We start from the raw sequence: 15,182 nt of genomic DNA on the forward strand, positions 1-15,182 counted from the left end.
GCCCGGCGCGCTTCGCCGGGGCGTGCTTCGCCGGGGCGTGCGGGGCGGTCGGACGGGCCTTGCCGGTGCGCTTGCCGGGCCGCTTGTGGCCGGGCGACGGGACCGGGCCACGCGGGCCCGTCGGGCCAGAGGGGCCCGCGTGGGTCGGGTGGACCCGCACCCCGATCGAACCGCCGTGGGCGGCCGGACGGCCGGGCGCGTGCCCGCCGGGGTGGGGCCGGTTGACGCCGTGCTCGCCCGGGACGGGCACGGGAGTGACGACCCGCTCCCGGCTCTGGAGGCCGAAGGCGTCGCCGCCCTGGCCGACCGTGCGGGTCACGTTCGAGACGGTGCCCTGGAGGCCGGCCGCGGCGCCCTGCCCCGCGAGCGGGCCGCCTGCGGCGAAGGCCGGTCCGGACAGGCCCGCCATGGCGACGCAGAGCGGCGCGATGGCGGCGGCCCTGATCAGGTTCCGCGCGGAACGGTTCATGCTTTCCCCCCGGTTGTCGGATTGATCCTGCACGGCCGGGGCGCGTCCGCCCCTGTGAGCCGTCCGGTGGTGTGCACCGGCTTTCCGGTCGGGGACGTTAGTACAGCCGATGGCCGCGCACAGCCCTTTCCCGAAGGAAATGCATCGGCATGGGAATGATCATTGGAAGGGACTGGACCGCTTCAGCCGCGTCCGCCATGAAATGACATTCACCGGCATATCCACCCGATATGCCAAGGAGATTTTACGGATCCGTTGTGAACAAACAGGAGCGGGGACGCCGATCCGGCGTCCCCGCTTTTTACCGTCCTTACCCCGGCGCTGCCCTTCCCGGGGGTCAGGCGCCCTCGCCGAGGGCGATCGCCTCGTCCACCTCGGCGTGCCGGGCGGCGAGCTCGGCCTCGTAGCGCTCGCGGTCCACCGCCTCGGCGATGTCCTCGTCCTGCTTCATGAGCGCCTCGAGGTCGGCCTTGGCGTTGTCGAGGACGCCCATGTCGAGATAGGCCGCCTGCACCTTCTCGCCCCACAGGCCGACATCCTTCACGCACGGCACGATCCGGGAGAACAGCAGCGACTGGTAGAGCGTGTACATATCGGAGTTGTCGACGTACTCCATGCACTCGGCCATCGGCATGCCGAGCGTTTCGAAGACCTCCCGGCCCTTGAACCGGTCGCGCATCAGATAACAGCCCTCGACCACGAACTCCTCGCGCTCGGCGCGCTCCTTCTCGGTCAGCTCGGCGTAGTAGTCGCGCAGCGCGAGCCGGCCGAACGCGACATGCCGCGCCTCGTCCTGCATGACGTACGCGAGGAGCTGCTTGACCAGCGGATTGGTCGACATGTCCCGGTACAGCCCGAACGCGGCGAGCGCGAGGCCCTCGATCAGCACCTGCATGCCGAGGTAGGGCAGGTCCCAGCGGGAGTCCTCGAGGGACTCGGCCAGCAGCTTCGCCAGGTCCTGGTTGATCGGGTAGTACATGCCGATCTTCTCGCGCAGGAACTTGGAGTACAGCTCCACGTGCCGCGCCTCGTCCATCGTCTGGGTGGCCGCGTAGAACTTGGAGTCCAGGTCGGGGACGGACTGGACGATCCGCGCCGACACGTTCAGCGCGCCCTGCTCACCGTGCAGAAACTGGCTGAACAGCCACGCGCCCTGGTGCCGTCCGAACTCGTCCCGGTCGGCCTGCGACATCTTGTCCCAGATGGCGGAGCCGACCAGCGGGTTGAACTGCTCGGGCAGCCCGGCCACGTTGTTCGGGTCGACCTCGATGTCCCAGTCGATGCGCTTCTGCGCGTCCCACTGCTTGTCCTTGCCCTTCTGGTACAGGTTCAGCAGCCGGTCGCGGCCGTCGTCGTACTCCCAGGTGAAACGGGCGTCACCGGACATCGGGACGTCCCAGGTCTCCTTGGGGACGGGCGAGACGTAGAAGTCGTACGAGGTCATGCCAGCCTCCTGGGACGCGGCCTCCCGCGAGCCTCGGCGACCGCGGGTCGGCGCGGGGTGGTGCCGCCCACCGCTTTACATCCCTTCGTAACATGTAAAGCTGCCCGCGAACAGACCCATTCACGGCCGCCCGGAACCCCGCCCGGAACCCGCCCGGCCGCGAGGCGACCGCGGGGCGAGCGCGGGGCGACCGCGGGGCGACCGCGGGGCGACCGCGGGGCGAGCGTGCCCCCGCACCCATGACAAAAGTCATCGTGGGGCCGCGACAACCTTCACTAACTCGCTGACCTGTGCGTTCCTACCGTTGAACCCATGGACGCCATCACCGTCACCAACGTCGCGAAGAGCTACGGAACGGTCCGCGCGGTCGCCTCACTCGACCTGACGATCCCGGCCGGGCAGACCCTCGCGCTGCTCGGCCCGAACGGCGCGGGCAAGAGCACGACGATCTCCATGCTGGTCGGGCTCGCCCGCCCGGACGCCGGCGCGGTCGAGGTCTTCGGCGACGACCCGGCCACCGCCGTCGCCCGCGGACGCGTCGGGGCGATGCTCCAGGACGGCGCGCTCGTCGAGGGCCTGACCGTCAAGGAGGTCGTCGGGTTCGTCCGGGGGCTGTACCCGGAGCCGCTGCCGCTCGCCGAGATCCTCGCGACCGCCGACCTCACCGACCTCGCGGGCCGCCGCGCCGACAAGCTGTCCGGCGGGCAGCGGCAGCGGGTCCGGTTCGCGCTGGCCATCGCGGGCGCGCCGAAGCTGCTCGTCCTCGACGAGCCGACCGCCGCGATGGACGTCGAGTCGCGCCGCACCTTCTGGGCCAGCATGCGCGCCTACGCGGCGGGCGGCCGGACGATCCTGTTCGCCACCCACTACATGGAGGAGGCGGACGAGAACGCCGACCGGATCGTCGTCATGGCGGGCGGCCGGATCGTCGCCGACGGCTCCGCCGCCGAGATCAAGTCGAGGTCCGGGACCCGGACCGTCCGGTTCACCCTCGGCGATCAGTCCGCCGCCGGGCTGGACCTCCTGGAGGGCGTCACCGGCATCGAGATCCGCGGCACCACGGCCATCCTGACCAGCACCGACGCGGACGCCACGACCGCCGGGCTGTACCGGACCGGGCTGACCGTCCGGGACCTGGAGGTCCGCGGCGCCGACCTCGAGGAGGCGTTCCTCAACCTCACCACCGACCAGTCCTGACCTGACCTGACCCGGCATCTCGTCCCCCGGAGGCTTCCCATGCCCACCTATCTGCGCCTCGAGGTCGTGCGGATGTTCCGCGACCGGCGCTTCACGTTCTTCACCCTCGCCGTCCCGGTCGCCTTCTACCTGCTGTGGGCGAGCGTCTTCAAGGGCAACGGCACCGAGCCCAAGACCGGCCTGGACATCCAGACCTACCTGATGGTGTCGATGGCGTCGTTCGGCGCGATCGGGGCCTCGCTGTCGACGACCGGGCAGCGGTTCGCGGCCGAGCGCGCGTCCGGGTGGCTGCGCCAGCTCCAGACCACGCCGCTGCGTCCGTGGGCCGTCGTGACCGGCCGGACGGTGGCCTCGATGGTCCTGGCACTGCCCGCGATCCTGCTGGTCAGCCTGGTCGCCGTCGCCGTCGAGGGGGTGCGCGTCGACCCGCTGCACTGGGTCCTGATGGTCGTGCTCATGTGGATCGCCTCGCTGCCGTTCGCCGCGCTCGGCATCCTGATCGGCTGCCTGGCCGGACCGGACTCGGCCCAGCCGATCACGCTCGGCGCCTACTTCGCGCTGTCCATCCTCGGCGGACTCTGGATGCCGGTCAGCCAGCTGCCGTCCGCGCTGCGGACGATCGCGGTCTGGACGCCGTCCAACCGGTTCGGGAACCTCGGCTGGACGCTGGTGTCCGGGCACGCCCCGACGGCCACCACGGCCCTGGTCCTGGTGGCCTGGACGGCCGGCCTGGGCGCCCTCGCGATCCCGGCCTACCGCCGGACCCTGCGGGCGCGCTGAGCGGAAGAGGACACGACAGGAAATACTGGGCGCGGACCACGGAGCGGCGGAACGACGGAAGCGGGCCATGGGCGGGCTGTTCAAGGAGACGATCACCGACGACGACCCGGAGACGTCCCGGCGGCGCCGGGCGTTCTGGGCCGCCTTCGGGCTGATCTACCTCATCCCGGTGATCAAGGTCGTGAGCGGGTACCACGGCCCGCGGCTCGTCCTGGCGGTGCTCGCCCTGGTCCTGTTCGTCACGGTGTACATGGCGACGCCACTCACCCGGGCGAGCTGGCTGGAACCCCTGCGCGGCCACTCCTACGTCCTGTTCGCCGTGTTCGCGGCGCTCTGCGTGGGGCTCCCGTTCGCGTTCGGCTCCGACTGGGCGGGGATGCCGATCTACCTGTCCATCATCGCCGCGATGACGCTGCCGCTGCGGGCCGTCCCCTCCACCGTGATCGCCGCCGCCGCGCTCGGCGCCCTCCAGTGCTGGCTGCTCGGCGTCGGCCGGGGCGGGCTGCTGACGATCACGATGTCGGCGCTGTCGCTCGGCCTGTTCATGTTCGCGTTCCGGCACGCCCGGACGCTCGTCCACCAGCTCCGCGAGGCCCGCGCCGAGGCGACCCGGCTCGCCGCCGCCAACGAGCGGCTGCGCATCGCCCGCGACCTGCACGACCTGCTCGGGCACAGCCTGTCCCTGATCGTCCTGAAGAGCGAGGTCGCCCGGCGGATGGCCGCCCGCGACGTCGACCGGGCGCTCGCCGAGGTCGGCGACATCGAGTCGGTGGCGCGGGAGGCGCTGCGCGACGTCCGCGAGACGATCTCCGGCTACCGGCGCCGCGACCTGACCGGCGAGCTGGACGGGGCCCGCGCCGTCCTCACCGCCGCCGGGATCGAGCCGGTCGTCCGGACCTCCGGCACCCCGCTCCCGGACGAGGCCGACGTCCTGTTCGGCTGGGCCGTCCGCGAGGCCGTCACCAACGTCGTCCGGCACTCCCGCGCGAACCGCTGCGAGATCGACGTCCGCCGCGAGCCGGGCACGCGGCGCGAACCCGGATGCGCCGTCCTGACGATCACCGACGACGGGACGGCGTCCGGGGCGGACTTCACGCCCGGCAACGGCCTCACCGGACTCGCCGAGCGCTTCGACGCGGCGGGCGGAACGGTGACGGCCCGGCCTCGTCCGTCGGGCGGCTTCGCGGTGACCGCGCGGCTTCCGCTCACCTCGTCCGGTGGGTCGTCCGGTGGGTCGTCCGGTGGGTCATCGCCGTCCGGCTGCGGCCCGCCCGGGGCCGGGACCGGCCGCCCGGGGGAAGGCGGGGACGCGCGGCCGGCAGTAGGGTCTGCGTCGTGATCCGGGTGATGCTGGCCGAAGACCAGGGCATGGTGCGCGGCGCCCTCGCCACGCTGCTCGGTCTCGAGGACGACCTGGACGTGGTCGCCGAGGCCGCGGGCGGGGCCGAGGCGGTGCTGCTCGCCCGGCGTGAACGGCCCGACGTCGCCCTCCTGGACATCGAGATGCCCGGCAAGGACGGCCTGGCCGCCGCGGCGGAGATCCGGGACGCCGTCCCGTCCTGCCGGGTCATGATCTTGACCACATTCGGCCGTCCCGGGTACCTGCGCCGCGCCATGGAGGCCGGCGCCTCGGCGTTCCTGGTGAAGGACAGCCCGGCGCGGGAGCTCGCCGCCGCGATCCGCCGCGTGGCCGCGGGCGAGCGCGTGATCGACCCGAACCTCGCCGCCGCCGCGCTCAGCGCGGGACCGAACCCGCTCTCCCCGCGCGAGCGGGACGTCCTGACCGCGGGCGCGGACGGCTCGACCATCGCCGACATCGCCGGGCGGCTGCACCTGTCGGAGGGCACCGTCCGCAACTACCTCTCCTCCGCGATCAACAAGGTGGGGGCGCGCAACCGCATCGAGGCCGTCCACACCGCACGGGCGCAGGGATGGCTCTGAGCCCCGGTGATCCCCGGCCCCCGCGGCGGGGGCCCGGCCGAGCGGCGGCCGCACCCGGTCGCCGTCCCCCGCGGCAGCGCCGTCGGCTGCAGCTCGGGGCGCTACGGATCGGCGCGCTGCGGATCGGGGCGCTACGGATCGGCGCGGTGCGGATCGGGGCGCTGCTCCTCGCCGGGACGCTCGCCGCGGCCTGCCACAGCGGCGACCCGGGAACGGTCAAGGCCAGGCCGGCCGGGCCAGCCCCCGTCCTCCCCCGCTGGGCCAGCATCGGCTGCACCGGCGGGACGATCACGACCGGGCAGCACCTGTTCCGCGGGCGCGGCTTCATCGTCAAGGTCCCCGACCGGGGGCAGGACCCGCGCGACACCGGCCCCCTGCCGCTCATCCTCGACCTGCACGGACTGAACTCGTCCGGGCTCGAACAGGCCATCTACGGACGGCTCGCCGACGCGGGCGCCGCGCGCGGATTCGTCGTCGTCGAACCCGACAGCGCGGCCGAGCGCGGCGGCTGGAAGCTGCCCGGCATGCCGGACGGCGACGCCGACATCGGCTACGTCGGCGCCCTGCTCGACCATCTGGAGAAGGGCCTCTGCCTGGACCGGCGGCGCGAGTTCGCCGCGGGCTTCTCCAACGGCGCCGGCCTCGCGACCGCCCTGGTCTGCGGCCTCGGCGGACGGCTCGCCGGGGTCGCCGCCGTCTCCGGGCTCAACCTGGCCCGGCCCTGCCCGCGGCCCGAGCCCACCACGATCGTCGCCTTCCACGGCACGTCCGACCCGGTCGTCCCGTATGAGGGCGGCGAGCCGTTCGGCGGGAACCGGTCGCGCGTGCCGTCCTGGATGATCCCGGCGGACGGGTCGTTCGACCTGCCGTCGGTGTCGGCCGCGGCTGCGGCCTGGGGACACGCGTTCAGCTGCGGGAAGACCACCTCGGCGGAGCCCGCCGACGGCGTCCGGCGCCGCACCTGGACGGGCTGCCGCCGCGACGCCCGCGTGGACCTCTACACCGTCGGCGGCGTGGGCCACGCCTGGCCGGGCTCACCGGCCGTGGGGGCGGGCGCGTCCACGAAGAAGATCGACGCGACCTCGGTGACACTGGACGTGTTCGCGGGCGACGCCCCGCGCTGGCGGGCGCAGCGCGGCCGCCCGAGCAGCGGGTTCACCGGCGCGGACGACCTGCACGGCGCCGGCGGGCGCGACTGGGACGGCGACGGCGACGGCGACGGGCCGCACGGCGCGGGGCCCGGCCCCGGCCCCGGTTCCGGTCCCGGCGGTGCCGGGGAGCCGCCCTGGACGGCCGCCACCCCCTGACCGCCGGGCGCTGGAACCCTGTCCGTCAGGCGGTCGAGATGTGGTCGGCGAGATAGCCGTGGATGAGCCGCTCGGCCTCGGCGAGGATGTCCGGATCGCCCTGCGGGTCACGGCGGAAGGCCAACTGGAGGACGGCGTCGGCGGCCTCGACGGCGATCGCGAGGGCGCGCTCCAGGGCGGGCGTCTCGGTGATGTCGAAGGTGTCCACGATCAGCTCGCGCAGCCGGTCGGCGACGACCGAGTTGTTCTCGGCGCCCTCGTCCAGCAGCCGGACGTCGGCGACGTCGCCGAACCGCAGCACCCGGAACCCGGGGACGGACCGGTGCATCTCCACGAAGATCTCGATGATCGCGCCGACGGTGTCCGACCAGTCGTCGAAGCGGCCGCCGCCGATGCGCTCGGACACCGTCTGCTCGAACTGCTCCAGGTTCCGCAGCGCCAGCGCCTGAGCCACGGCGCGCTTGTCCGGGAAGAACTGGTAGACCGAGCCGATCGCGACCTCGGCACGCTGCGCGATCCGGGTCGTGGTGAGGCCGTCGTAGCCGTCCTCCTCCAGGATGTCCGCGCAGGCGTCCAGCATCCGCTGCACGCGTTCGGCGCTGCGGCGCTGCGCGGGACGGCGGCGGAGCGGGGTTCGGATGTCGGTCACACCCCCTATTGTCACTCCTCCGCGCCGTCCTGGGACATGACGACGCGGAGATCACACCCCGCCCTCGGCGTGACTTTCCGGACTCCCGCACAGAATGACCGAGAACAGGCCCGGAGCGCCCGCCTCATGCGGGGGCGGGCTCGCGGGTGCGGTGGGCGCGCCGGTACTCGCTCGGGGACACGCCCATCTCGCGGGAGAAGTGGGCGCGGAGGTTCGGCGCGCTGCCGAGCCCGCACCGGACGGCGACGGCGTCGACCGGGAGGTCGGTGCGTTCGAGCAGCTCACGGGCGCGCAGGACGCGCTGGGTCAGCAGCCAGCGGAGCGGCGTCACGCCCAGCTCGGTGTGGAAGCGCCGGTGCAGGGTGCGGACGGTCAGCCCGGCGCGGGACGCGAGGTCCGCGACCGTCAGCGGCTCGTGCAGGCGCTCGACGCCCCAGTCCAGGACGGGCCCGAGCCCGTCGCCGCGCCCCGGGCGCGGCATCGGCGAGGCGACGTACTGCGCCTGGCCGCCCGACCGGTGCGGCGGGACGATCATGTGCCGCGCGACGGCGGTCGCCGCCTCCGCGCCGAGATCGTGCCTGATCAGGTGCAGGCACAGGTCGATCCCGGCGGTGCAGCCCGCGCCCGTGAGCAGGTCGCCGTGGTCGTGGTACAGGACGGCCGGGTCGACCGGGACGCGCGGGAACCGGCGGGCGAGGGTCTCGGCGTGCTTCCAGTGGACGGCGGAGGCGCGGCCGTCGAGCAGGTCCGCGGCGGCGAGGACGAACGCGCCGGAGCACAGGGACACGATCCGGGCGCCGCGCTCGTGCGCCTCGCGCAGCGCGTCGAGGAGCGGAGCGGACGGATCGCGGCTCACGTCGGCGGACGCCGGGACGACGATCGTGTCGGCGTCGCGGAGCCCGTCCAGCCCGTGACCGGCGTTGACGCCGAACAGGCCGGGCAGGTCGCCGTGCCCGGACGAGCCGCGCAGCGGCACGTGCCGGGGGCCGTCCTCGGCGCATATCCGCAGGTCGTACCAGGGTCCGGTGTGCCCGGGCGGGGGCGAGCCGAACAGCTGGCACGGGAGGGTGACCTCGAAGACCGGCATCTCGTCCATGACGACGACCGCGAGCGTGTGCATGGCAGGAATCTAGCGCATCGCGTCATTTCTGCCACTCGTCCGGGATGGCCTGGTTCGCGGAGGCTGGGCGCATGAACACCACGATCCGTTCCGCGGCGCCCCCGCCCGCCCCGCCCGCCGCGCCCGCCCCCGCCGCCCTCGCCGTCGGCGCCTCCGCCAGGGACGTCGCGGATTCGCGCAGGTGGTGGGTCCTCGGGGTGGCCTCGGCCGCGCAGTTCCTCGCGATCCTCGACCTGTTCGCCGTCAACATCGCCTTCCCCTCGCTGCGGGAGAGCTTCGGCGGGGCCTCGCTCGCCGACGTGTCCTGGGTGCTGAACGCGTACACGATCGTGCTGGCCGCGCTGCTCGTGCCCGCCGGACGCGTCGCCGACGACGCCGGGCGGCGGCGCGTCTTCCTGATGGGGATGGCGCTGTTCGGCGTCGCGTCGGTCGCCTGCGCGGCGGCCCCGACGCTCGGGCTCCTCGTGGCGGCCCGGGTCGTCCAGGCGACGGGCGGGGCGCTGCTGATCCCGACGTCCCTGGGGCTGGCGCTGCCCGTGTTCCCGCGCCGCGAGCACCCCACGGTCATGGGCATCTGGACGGCCGTCGCGGCGTCCGGGGCCGGGTGCGGGCCCGTCCTCGGCGGGCTGCTGCTCCTCGCCGGATGGCGCTGGATCTTCCTCATCAACGTGCCCATCACGATCGCCGCCGTCCTCGCCGGCCGCCGCCTCCTCGCCCCCGACGGGCCGCGCGGATCCGCGGAGCGGGCACGCAAGGGGCTCGACCTCCAGGGCGCGGGCCTGCTGCTCGCGACCGCCGGGACGCTGACCGCGCTGCTCACACAGGGCCCGGGATGGGGGTACCCGAGCGTCCCGACGATCCTCTGCGGGGTGCTGGCGACCGTGCTGATCCCGCTGCTGGCCGCGCGGCTGATGCGGGCGCGCGACCCGATCATCGACCCGGCGCTGTTCCGGAACCGGACGTTCGCCGTCGCGGTCACCGGAGTCGGCCTCTACTACCTGGCGCTCGCGGCGGGACTCCTCGCGACCACGCTGTACTACACGCAGGTCGCCCACTGGTCACCGGTCACGGCGGCGCTCGCGCTGGCACCCGTCCCGCTGGCGTGCATGATCCTCTCCCCGCTGTCCGGACGCGTCGTCGGGCGCATCGGCGAACGCGCCTCCGCCGTCGCCGGCGGGCTCACCCTCGCCGCCGGAGCCGCCTGGTGGGCGATCGGCATCGAGCACGGCTACACGGTCGGCTACCTCCCCGGCGCGGTGCTGTTCGGCGCGAGCACGGCCCTGCTCCAGCCGCCGCTGTTCGGCGCGTCCACCGCCCTGCCCGGCGACCGGATCTCCCTCGGATCGGCGGTGCTCATGACCACGCGGCAGATCGCGTCCGCGCTGGGCGTCGCCGTGCTGACCCTCGTGCTGGGCGGTGCGCCGATGATCGCGGACTACCGTTTCGGCTGGTACCTGATGGCCGGCGCGGGCATCGCCTCCGCTCTCGCCTGCCTGCGCTTCCGGCGCGGCTGATGCCGTCAGCGAAGCGAGTCGAAGAGCTGCCCGGCCGCGGGCTGCGTCCATTGGAGCCGGTTCTTGTCGGCCGGATACGGCCCGACCGGAACGGTCCCGAACCGGATGCTCCCGGTGTCGCCGACGCTCGACGACAGGTCGAACATCTCCTTCAGCCCGAGCCCCTTGTCCGTCACGACCGACTTGGACGCGGCGCGCAGGAACGAGTAGAGCCGCGCCGGGTTGGTGAGCTGGCCGCGCGCCTTCCCGGCCATCGCCGTCATGAGCTGCTGCTGCCGCTTGATCCGCCCCAGGTCGGAGCCGTCGCCGAGGCTGTACCGGACGCGCGCGTACCCGAGGGCCTGCTCGCCGTTCAGCTTCTGCCGCCCGGCGGCCAGGTGCAGCCCGGCCTTCGCGTCGTCGATCTTCTCCGGGACGTTCAGCTCGACCCCGCCCAGCGCGTCCACCATGGACTTGAAGCCGGTGAAGTCGATCTGCACCACGTGGTCGAGGCGGACGCCGGTCGCCCCCTCGACGGTCTTCCACGCGCAGGCCAGCCCGGCCTCGTTGAACGCCGAGTTGATCATCCCGGTGCGGGCCGCGACGGTCGCGCCGCCGGACGTCCGGCACGCGGGGATCCGGACCATGGAGTCGCGCGGCAGGCTGATCCCCCGCACGTTCCTCCCGTCCGCCGGGATGTGGAACAGGATCATCGTGTCGGTGCGGGCGCCCTCGTCCTTGCCGTACGCGGCGTTCGCGCCCTGCCTGCTGTCCGACCCGACGACCAGGACGTTCTCCGCCTGCGTCCGCTTGGCCGGACGTGGCCCGAGATCCTCGGCGCTGACATGCCGGATGTTGCCCTCGACCTGCGAGTACAGCCCGTACCCGGCGATCGGGACCGCCATCACGGCGACCACCGCGACCGGCACCAGCCGCCGGATCCGCCGGCGCCGCCGCAACCTCCGCGTCCGATACCCGCCCGAGTTCCGGCTCCCACCCCCGGACGAGGGACTCCGCGACTCGGCGAACGCCCCCGAACCCTCAGAGCTCGCGCCATCCGGACGCGGGCCGTCGGAAGGCGGGCCGTCCGGACGCGGGCCGTCGGAGCGCGGGGCGTCGGGGCGGACGGCGTCCGGGTACGGAGCGGTCGCGGGCGGAACGTCGGAGCGTGCGACGTCCGGGCGGGCGGTGGGTTCCTCCGGGCGGGGCGGGACGGCCCAGGCGCCGGTCTCGGAGCGGAGCGGGGAGCGGTCGCCCCGGGAGGACGGGACGTTCTGCTCTGGGCGCTCCCGCCCGTCCCCGTGGCTGCTCATCGCTGTCCTTCTCGTCTTCAGGTTGCCGAAACGCACTGGTCAGAGGGCGTTTGGCGTCGTCTCGTCCCCTTCTCGGGCGGGGTCCGCGGCGCTGCCGCGGTGACGGCCCGGCCGGCGCCCGCCCCCGCGAGGCGCCGCTCCGGACAGCGGTGCCCGGCACCGCTCAGCCTGCTAACGAACCGGACATCTCTACTGTTCCTCCCGATGCGCACGGGATCGGAAGGGCCGGAAACGTCCGGAAAGCACCCTTGGAGGCGCGGGCATCGACCTTGGTCGCTGGTGGCCGTCCGCCCCGGCCCGGACACTGGGGACATGGACGATCCGAAGACCTACGACGGGTTGCAGGCGATCGTGTTCTTCGCCGGTTTCTACGAGGGGCTGCTGCCGTTCCCCGCCAAGTACTTCGGCTGGACGCCGCTGCTGTCGCTGCCGTCCCGGATGCCCGCCCCGGCATGGTGGATCGTGGCGGCGGCGGCCCTCGTGACCGCCGCCGTCCTCCTGGTGGTGCTCGACACGGCCAAGAAGCGCCGCTTCCCGGACGCCTGACCACTCGGCCCCGGACGCCTGGCCGCTCGGCCCGGACTACTCCGGCAGGGCGCCCCGGTACCGCTCGCCCGCACGGCGGATCATGCGGCCCACGGCCCGGTTCACCGGCGGCGCGTACCGGTCGAGGGCGAGCGCGAGGTGCGCCTCGGGGGCCACCGGCACGAGCGGACGGTTCGCCCGGACGGCCCGGAGAATGGCCTGCGCCACGCGCTCGGGCGGGTAGCCGCGCCGCGCGAACACCTTCGCCAGACCGTCGCGCATCTCGTCCGCCGCGGCCCCGGAGAGCCCGACGTAGCGGGTGCGGTGCATGATCCCGGTGTCGATCACTCCCGGGCAGATCGCGGAGACGCCGACGCCCTCGTCCGCCAGCTCCAGGCGCAGGCACTCGCTGAACCGGAGCACGGCCGCCTTGGTCGCCGAGTACGCGGCGACCTGCGCGCCGGGCGCGTACGCCGCCATGGACGCGACGTTCACCAGGTGCCCGCCCTCGCCGCGCGCGACCATCCGCGTGCCGAACAGGCGGCAGCCCCGGTACACGCCGTCCAGGTTGACGGCCCGGATCCGCGCCCAGTCGGCCTCGCCGGTCTCCAGCAGCGGCCCGGCGACCCCGATGCCCGCGTTGTTGACGACCACGTCCGGGACGCCGAAGGTCTCGGTGACGTGGTCGGCGAAACGCTCCATGGCCTCGGCGTCCGCGACGTCCACGCCGTACGGGTGGGCGGCGCCCCACGACGGGCCCCCGTCCACGGAGCCGGTGATCTCGTCGGCGACGCGTTTGGCGGCGCCCTCGTCGATGTCGGCGACCACGACCGACGCGCCCTCGGCGGCGAAGGCGCGGGCCGTCGCGCGGCCGATGCCGCTGCCCGCGCCGGTCACCACGACGAGCCGTCCGGCGTACTCGCCGCCGGGACGTCCGGCGGCCCGCGCGCGCACGAGGTCGGGCGTGTCCGGGCCGCCCTCGAGATGGTCGACGAACTCGGTGATCCAGTGCGCGACACGGTCCGGATGGGTGCGGGCGACCCAGTGCCCCGCCGGAATGCGCCGGACGTACAGCGGGTCGGCGTGGCCGCGCGCCGAGAGCAGCGCGTCGGGCAGGGCGTACCGGTCCCGGGTGGGGACGATCACCTGCACCGGGACCAGTGCCGTCGCGTCCCCATCAGGAAGTCTCCGCAGGTTGGCGCGGTACAGCCCGAGCCCGTTGCGCGCGTCCCCGGCGAGCGTGGGCGCGGGGTGCCCGGGCCTCGGCTCACCGCCCTCGGCGTGCTTCAGCCCGCGCGCGAACGTCGCCGCGACGACCCGGGCGAGCATCTCGCCCGCCTTGGGCGCCGCGAACACCGGCATGTACACGCTCCGGCGCGCCTGGCCGAGCACCCGCCCCGCCCGCCGGGCGCGCACCCGCACCCGATCCGCCTCGGCGTCCGCGGAGTCGTCGTGGAGGCCGAGGGTCTCGCGGCGGGCCCATGCGGCGACGTGGCGCCAGTCGGGCCCGGAGATGGACGTGAAGGACGCGATCCGGCCGCGGAGGGGACGCCCGTCCGGGCCGTCCGTCACGGCGGCCCAGCACTGGACGGATCCCCAGTCGTGCCCGACGAGGTGGACGGGCGCGTCGCCGCCGACCGCGTCGAGGACGGCGGCGAGGTCGCCCACCAGCGCGGGGATCGCGTAGTCCCCCGGGTCCGCGGGCGCGGTGGACGCCCCGGCCCCGCGCACGTCGTAGGTGAGGACCCGGTACCGCTCCGCGAGGAGCCCGGCGACCTCGTCCCACACCGCGCCGGTGTCGGGGTAGCCGTGGACGAGCAGGACGGTGGGCCGGCGCCCCTCGCCCCGCTCGCGCACGGCCAGCTCGACGTCGCCCGACCTCACCTTGTGATCCCGCACCGCGAACCGCCTCTCCGTCGGAGGGTGCCGCTCCGCCCGGACCCGCGCGTCCCCGCGTTCCGCGGACCGGCGCGTTCCCGCGGACCTCGGCCTCTCCGCGAACCTACGCCTCGAGCCCGCCGGGATCGACCCTCATGACCGGCTGGCGAAGAACGGTCAGCTCGCCGAGGCTGAGGTAGATCTCGTGGTGCAGCCCGCGCGGGACGAGGTTCCGGTCGGCCATGAAGGCGTGCATGCGGGCGAGCGTGGCGGGCTCGCCCGCGTAGTCGCCGTGGTGCAGGATCTGCACGGACGTCCCCTCGTCGAACTCGGCGAGCTGCACGCGCGCCGCCGCCGGGACCTTCGCCCGGACGGCGTCCCGGGCGCGTTCCACCTGCCCGGCCGTGATCTCCCCGCCCGCCTTGAGGAACAGGTGCCACCGCCACTCGGCGCGCGGGACCTCCAGCGGCGGACGCTCGTCCTCCACCCACCAGCGGGCCTCGGGCGGCATGCCGGGCGTCCCCATCGCCCCGGCGACCGCGTACAGGGCCTCGACCGCGGCGCCGTACTCGGGCCCCTCGGGGTCGCCGAGGCCGCTCACGGACAGGCCGCGGACGGCGTCCAGCTCGACGAGCGCGGGCTCGTCGGCCGCGGCGTACCAGGCGTCGTTCATCGTTCGTCCTCCAGGTTCATCGTTCGTCCTCCAGTCGGATCTGCACCCGCGTCACCAGCGCCTCCGGCGGGGTGCGTTCGGGGTCGGCGAGGTAGGTCTCCCGGGTCGTCCCGCCGGGGGTGTGGCCGTGGTCGGCGCACCAGGCGAGCAGCCCGTGCACCACCAGCCCCACCTGGTCGTACGGCCCCACGTGGACGGCCGTCGCGAACGGCCCGCCCGGCAGGACGTCCCGCCGCGTCCCCGGGGCGGCTCGGCTCCGTCCGGCAGGACGGCGGCGAGCGCCACGGGGAACTCCTCGGCGGGGTCCAGCGGGAACACGCCGATCAGGGGCTCGGCGAACGCGACGCCCGTCGTCAGCCGCGCCGCGCAACGCCCCATCGCCGGGGCGATCTC

14 protein-coding genes and 1 pseudogene are annotated in these 15,182 nt (G+C 74.2%); 7 read left to right on the forward strand and 8 right to left on the reverse strand.

Going from position 1 to position 15,182, the window contains the following annotated elements:
- Together EBO15_RS00005 and EBO15_RS00010 are read right to left on the reverse strand one after the other, a co-directional pair.
- Window positions 1-469, reverse strand: a pseudogene (locus EBO15_RS00005) (hypothetical protein); the annotation flags it as partial.
- 337 nt (window positions 470-806) lie between these two features.
- Entirely contained in the window at window positions 807-1,913 is a 1,107-nt protein-coding gene (locus EBO15_RS00010; RefSeq protein ID WP_122192190.1) for a ferritin-like domain-containing protein, read from the reverse strand.
- A 312-nt stretch (window positions 1,914-2,225) separates the two neighbouring features.
- On the opposite strand from EBO15_RS00010, the gene EBO15_RS00015 reads away from it, so the two are divergent.
- The 5 genes from EBO15_RS00015 to EBO15_RS00035 all read left to right on the forward strand — a co-directional run bounded on the left by EBO15_RS00015 (window position 2,226) and on the right by EBO15_RS00035 (window position 7,138).
- Window positions 2,226-3,110 (forward strand): ABC transporter ATP-binding protein, encoded by an 885-nt coding sequence (locus tag EBO15_RS00015; protein ID WP_122192191.1) that lies wholly within the window; start codon window positions 2,226-2,228, stop codon window positions 3,108-3,110.
- Between the two features lie 39 nt (window positions 3,111-3,149).
- Window positions 3,150-3,890, forward strand: coding sequence for an ABC transporter permease (locus EBO15_RS00020; RefSeq protein ID WP_122192192.1), 741 nt, complete (start codon window positions 3,150-3,152; stop codon window positions 3,888-3,890).
- Window positions 3,891-3,957: 67 nt separating this feature from the next.
- Complete coding sequence (locus tag EBO15_RS00025; protein ID WP_122192193.1) at window positions 3,958-5,229, forward strand: sensor histidine kinase; 1,272 nt, start codon at window positions 3,958-3,960, stop codon at window positions 5,227-5,229.
- Window positions 5,226-5,831 (forward strand): response regulator transcription factor, encoded by a 606-nt coding sequence (locus EBO15_RS00030; RefSeq protein ID WP_199744240.1) that lies wholly within the window; start codon window positions 5,226-5,228, stop codon window positions 5,829-5,831. The genes EBO15_RS00025 and EBO15_RS00030 overlap by 4 nt, the downstream gene beginning before the upstream one ends.
- 146 nt (window positions 5,832-5,977) lie before the next feature.
- Window positions 5,978-7,138, forward strand: a complete 1,161-nt coding sequence (locus tag EBO15_RS00035; RefSeq protein ID WP_122192194.1) for an alpha/beta hydrolase family esterase — start codon at window positions 5,978-5,980, stop codon at window positions 7,136-7,138.
- A 25-nt stretch (window positions 7,139-7,163) separates the two neighbouring features.
- Here EBO15_RS00035 and EBO15_RS00040 read toward each other — a convergent pair whose 3' ends face one another.
- Window positions 7,164-7,787: a TetR/AcrR family transcriptional regulator gene (locus EBO15_RS00040; RefSeq protein ID WP_122192195.1), complete on the reverse strand. Its 624-nt coding sequence runs from the start codon at window positions 7,785-7,787 to the stop codon at window positions 7,164-7,166.
- A gap of 124 nt (window positions 7,788-7,911) precedes the next feature.
- Window positions 7,912-8,907 (reverse strand): GlxA family transcriptional regulator, encoded by a 996-nt coding sequence (locus tag EBO15_RS00045; protein ID WP_122192196.1) that lies wholly within the window; start codon window positions 8,905-8,907, stop codon window positions 7,912-7,914.
- A 71-nt stretch (window positions 8,908-8,978) separates the two neighbouring features.
- Between EBO15_RS00045 and EBO15_RS00050 the strand changes: the two genes are divergently transcribed.
- Window positions 8,979-10,421 (forward strand): MFS transporter, encoded by a 1,443-nt coding sequence (locus EBO15_RS00050; protein ID WP_122192197.1) that lies wholly within the window; start codon window positions 8,979-8,981, stop codon window positions 10,419-10,421.
- A 5-nt stretch (window positions 10,422-10,426) separates the two neighbouring features.
- On the opposite strand, the gene EBO15_RS00055 is transcribed toward EBO15_RS00050, so the two are convergent.
- Complete coding sequence (locus EBO15_RS00055; RefSeq protein ID WP_122192198.1) at window positions 10,427-11,713, reverse strand: LCP family protein; 1,287 nt, start codon at window positions 11,711-11,713, stop codon at window positions 10,427-10,429.
- A 312-nt stretch (window positions 11,714-12,025) separates the two neighbouring features.
- On the opposite strand from EBO15_RS00055, the gene EBO15_RS00060 reads away from it, so the two are divergent.
- Entirely contained in the window at window positions 12,026-12,259 is a 234-nt protein-coding gene (locus EBO15_RS00060; protein ID WP_122192199.1) for a hypothetical protein, read from the forward strand.
- 36 nt (window positions 12,260-12,295) lie between these two features.
- On the opposite strand, the gene EBO15_RS00065 is transcribed toward EBO15_RS00060, so the two are convergent.
- The 3 genes from EBO15_RS00065 to EBO15_RS45665 all read right to left on the reverse strand — a co-directional run bounded on the left by EBO15_RS00065 (window position 12,296) and on the right by EBO15_RS45665 (window position 14,979).
- Window positions 12,296-14,137 carry an SDR family oxidoreductase gene (locus EBO15_RS00065; RefSeq protein WP_122192200.1) on the reverse strand — a complete coding sequence of 614 codons (1,842 nt, stop codon included), beginning with the start codon at window positions 14,135-14,137 and terminating at the stop codon, window positions 12,296-12,298.
- A 103-nt stretch (window positions 14,138-14,240) separates the two neighbouring features.
- Window positions 14,241-14,789: a GyrI-like domain-containing protein gene (locus EBO15_RS00070; RefSeq protein ID WP_122192201.1), complete on the reverse strand. Its 549-nt coding sequence runs from the start codon at window positions 14,787-14,789 to the stop codon at window positions 14,241-14,243.
- Window positions 14,790-14,805: 16 nt separating this feature from the next.
- Entirely contained in the window at window positions 14,806-14,979 is a 174-nt protein-coding gene (locus EBO15_RS45665) for a GyrI-like domain-containing protein (protein WP_325051855.1), read from the reverse strand.
- Between the last annotated feature and the right edge of the window lie 203 nt (window positions 14,980-15,182).

The organism is Actinomadura harenae, assembly GCF_003696215.1.
Taxonomy (GTDB): Bacteria; Actinomycetota; Actinomycetes; order Streptosporangiales; family Streptosporangiaceae; genus Spirillospora; species Spirillospora harenae.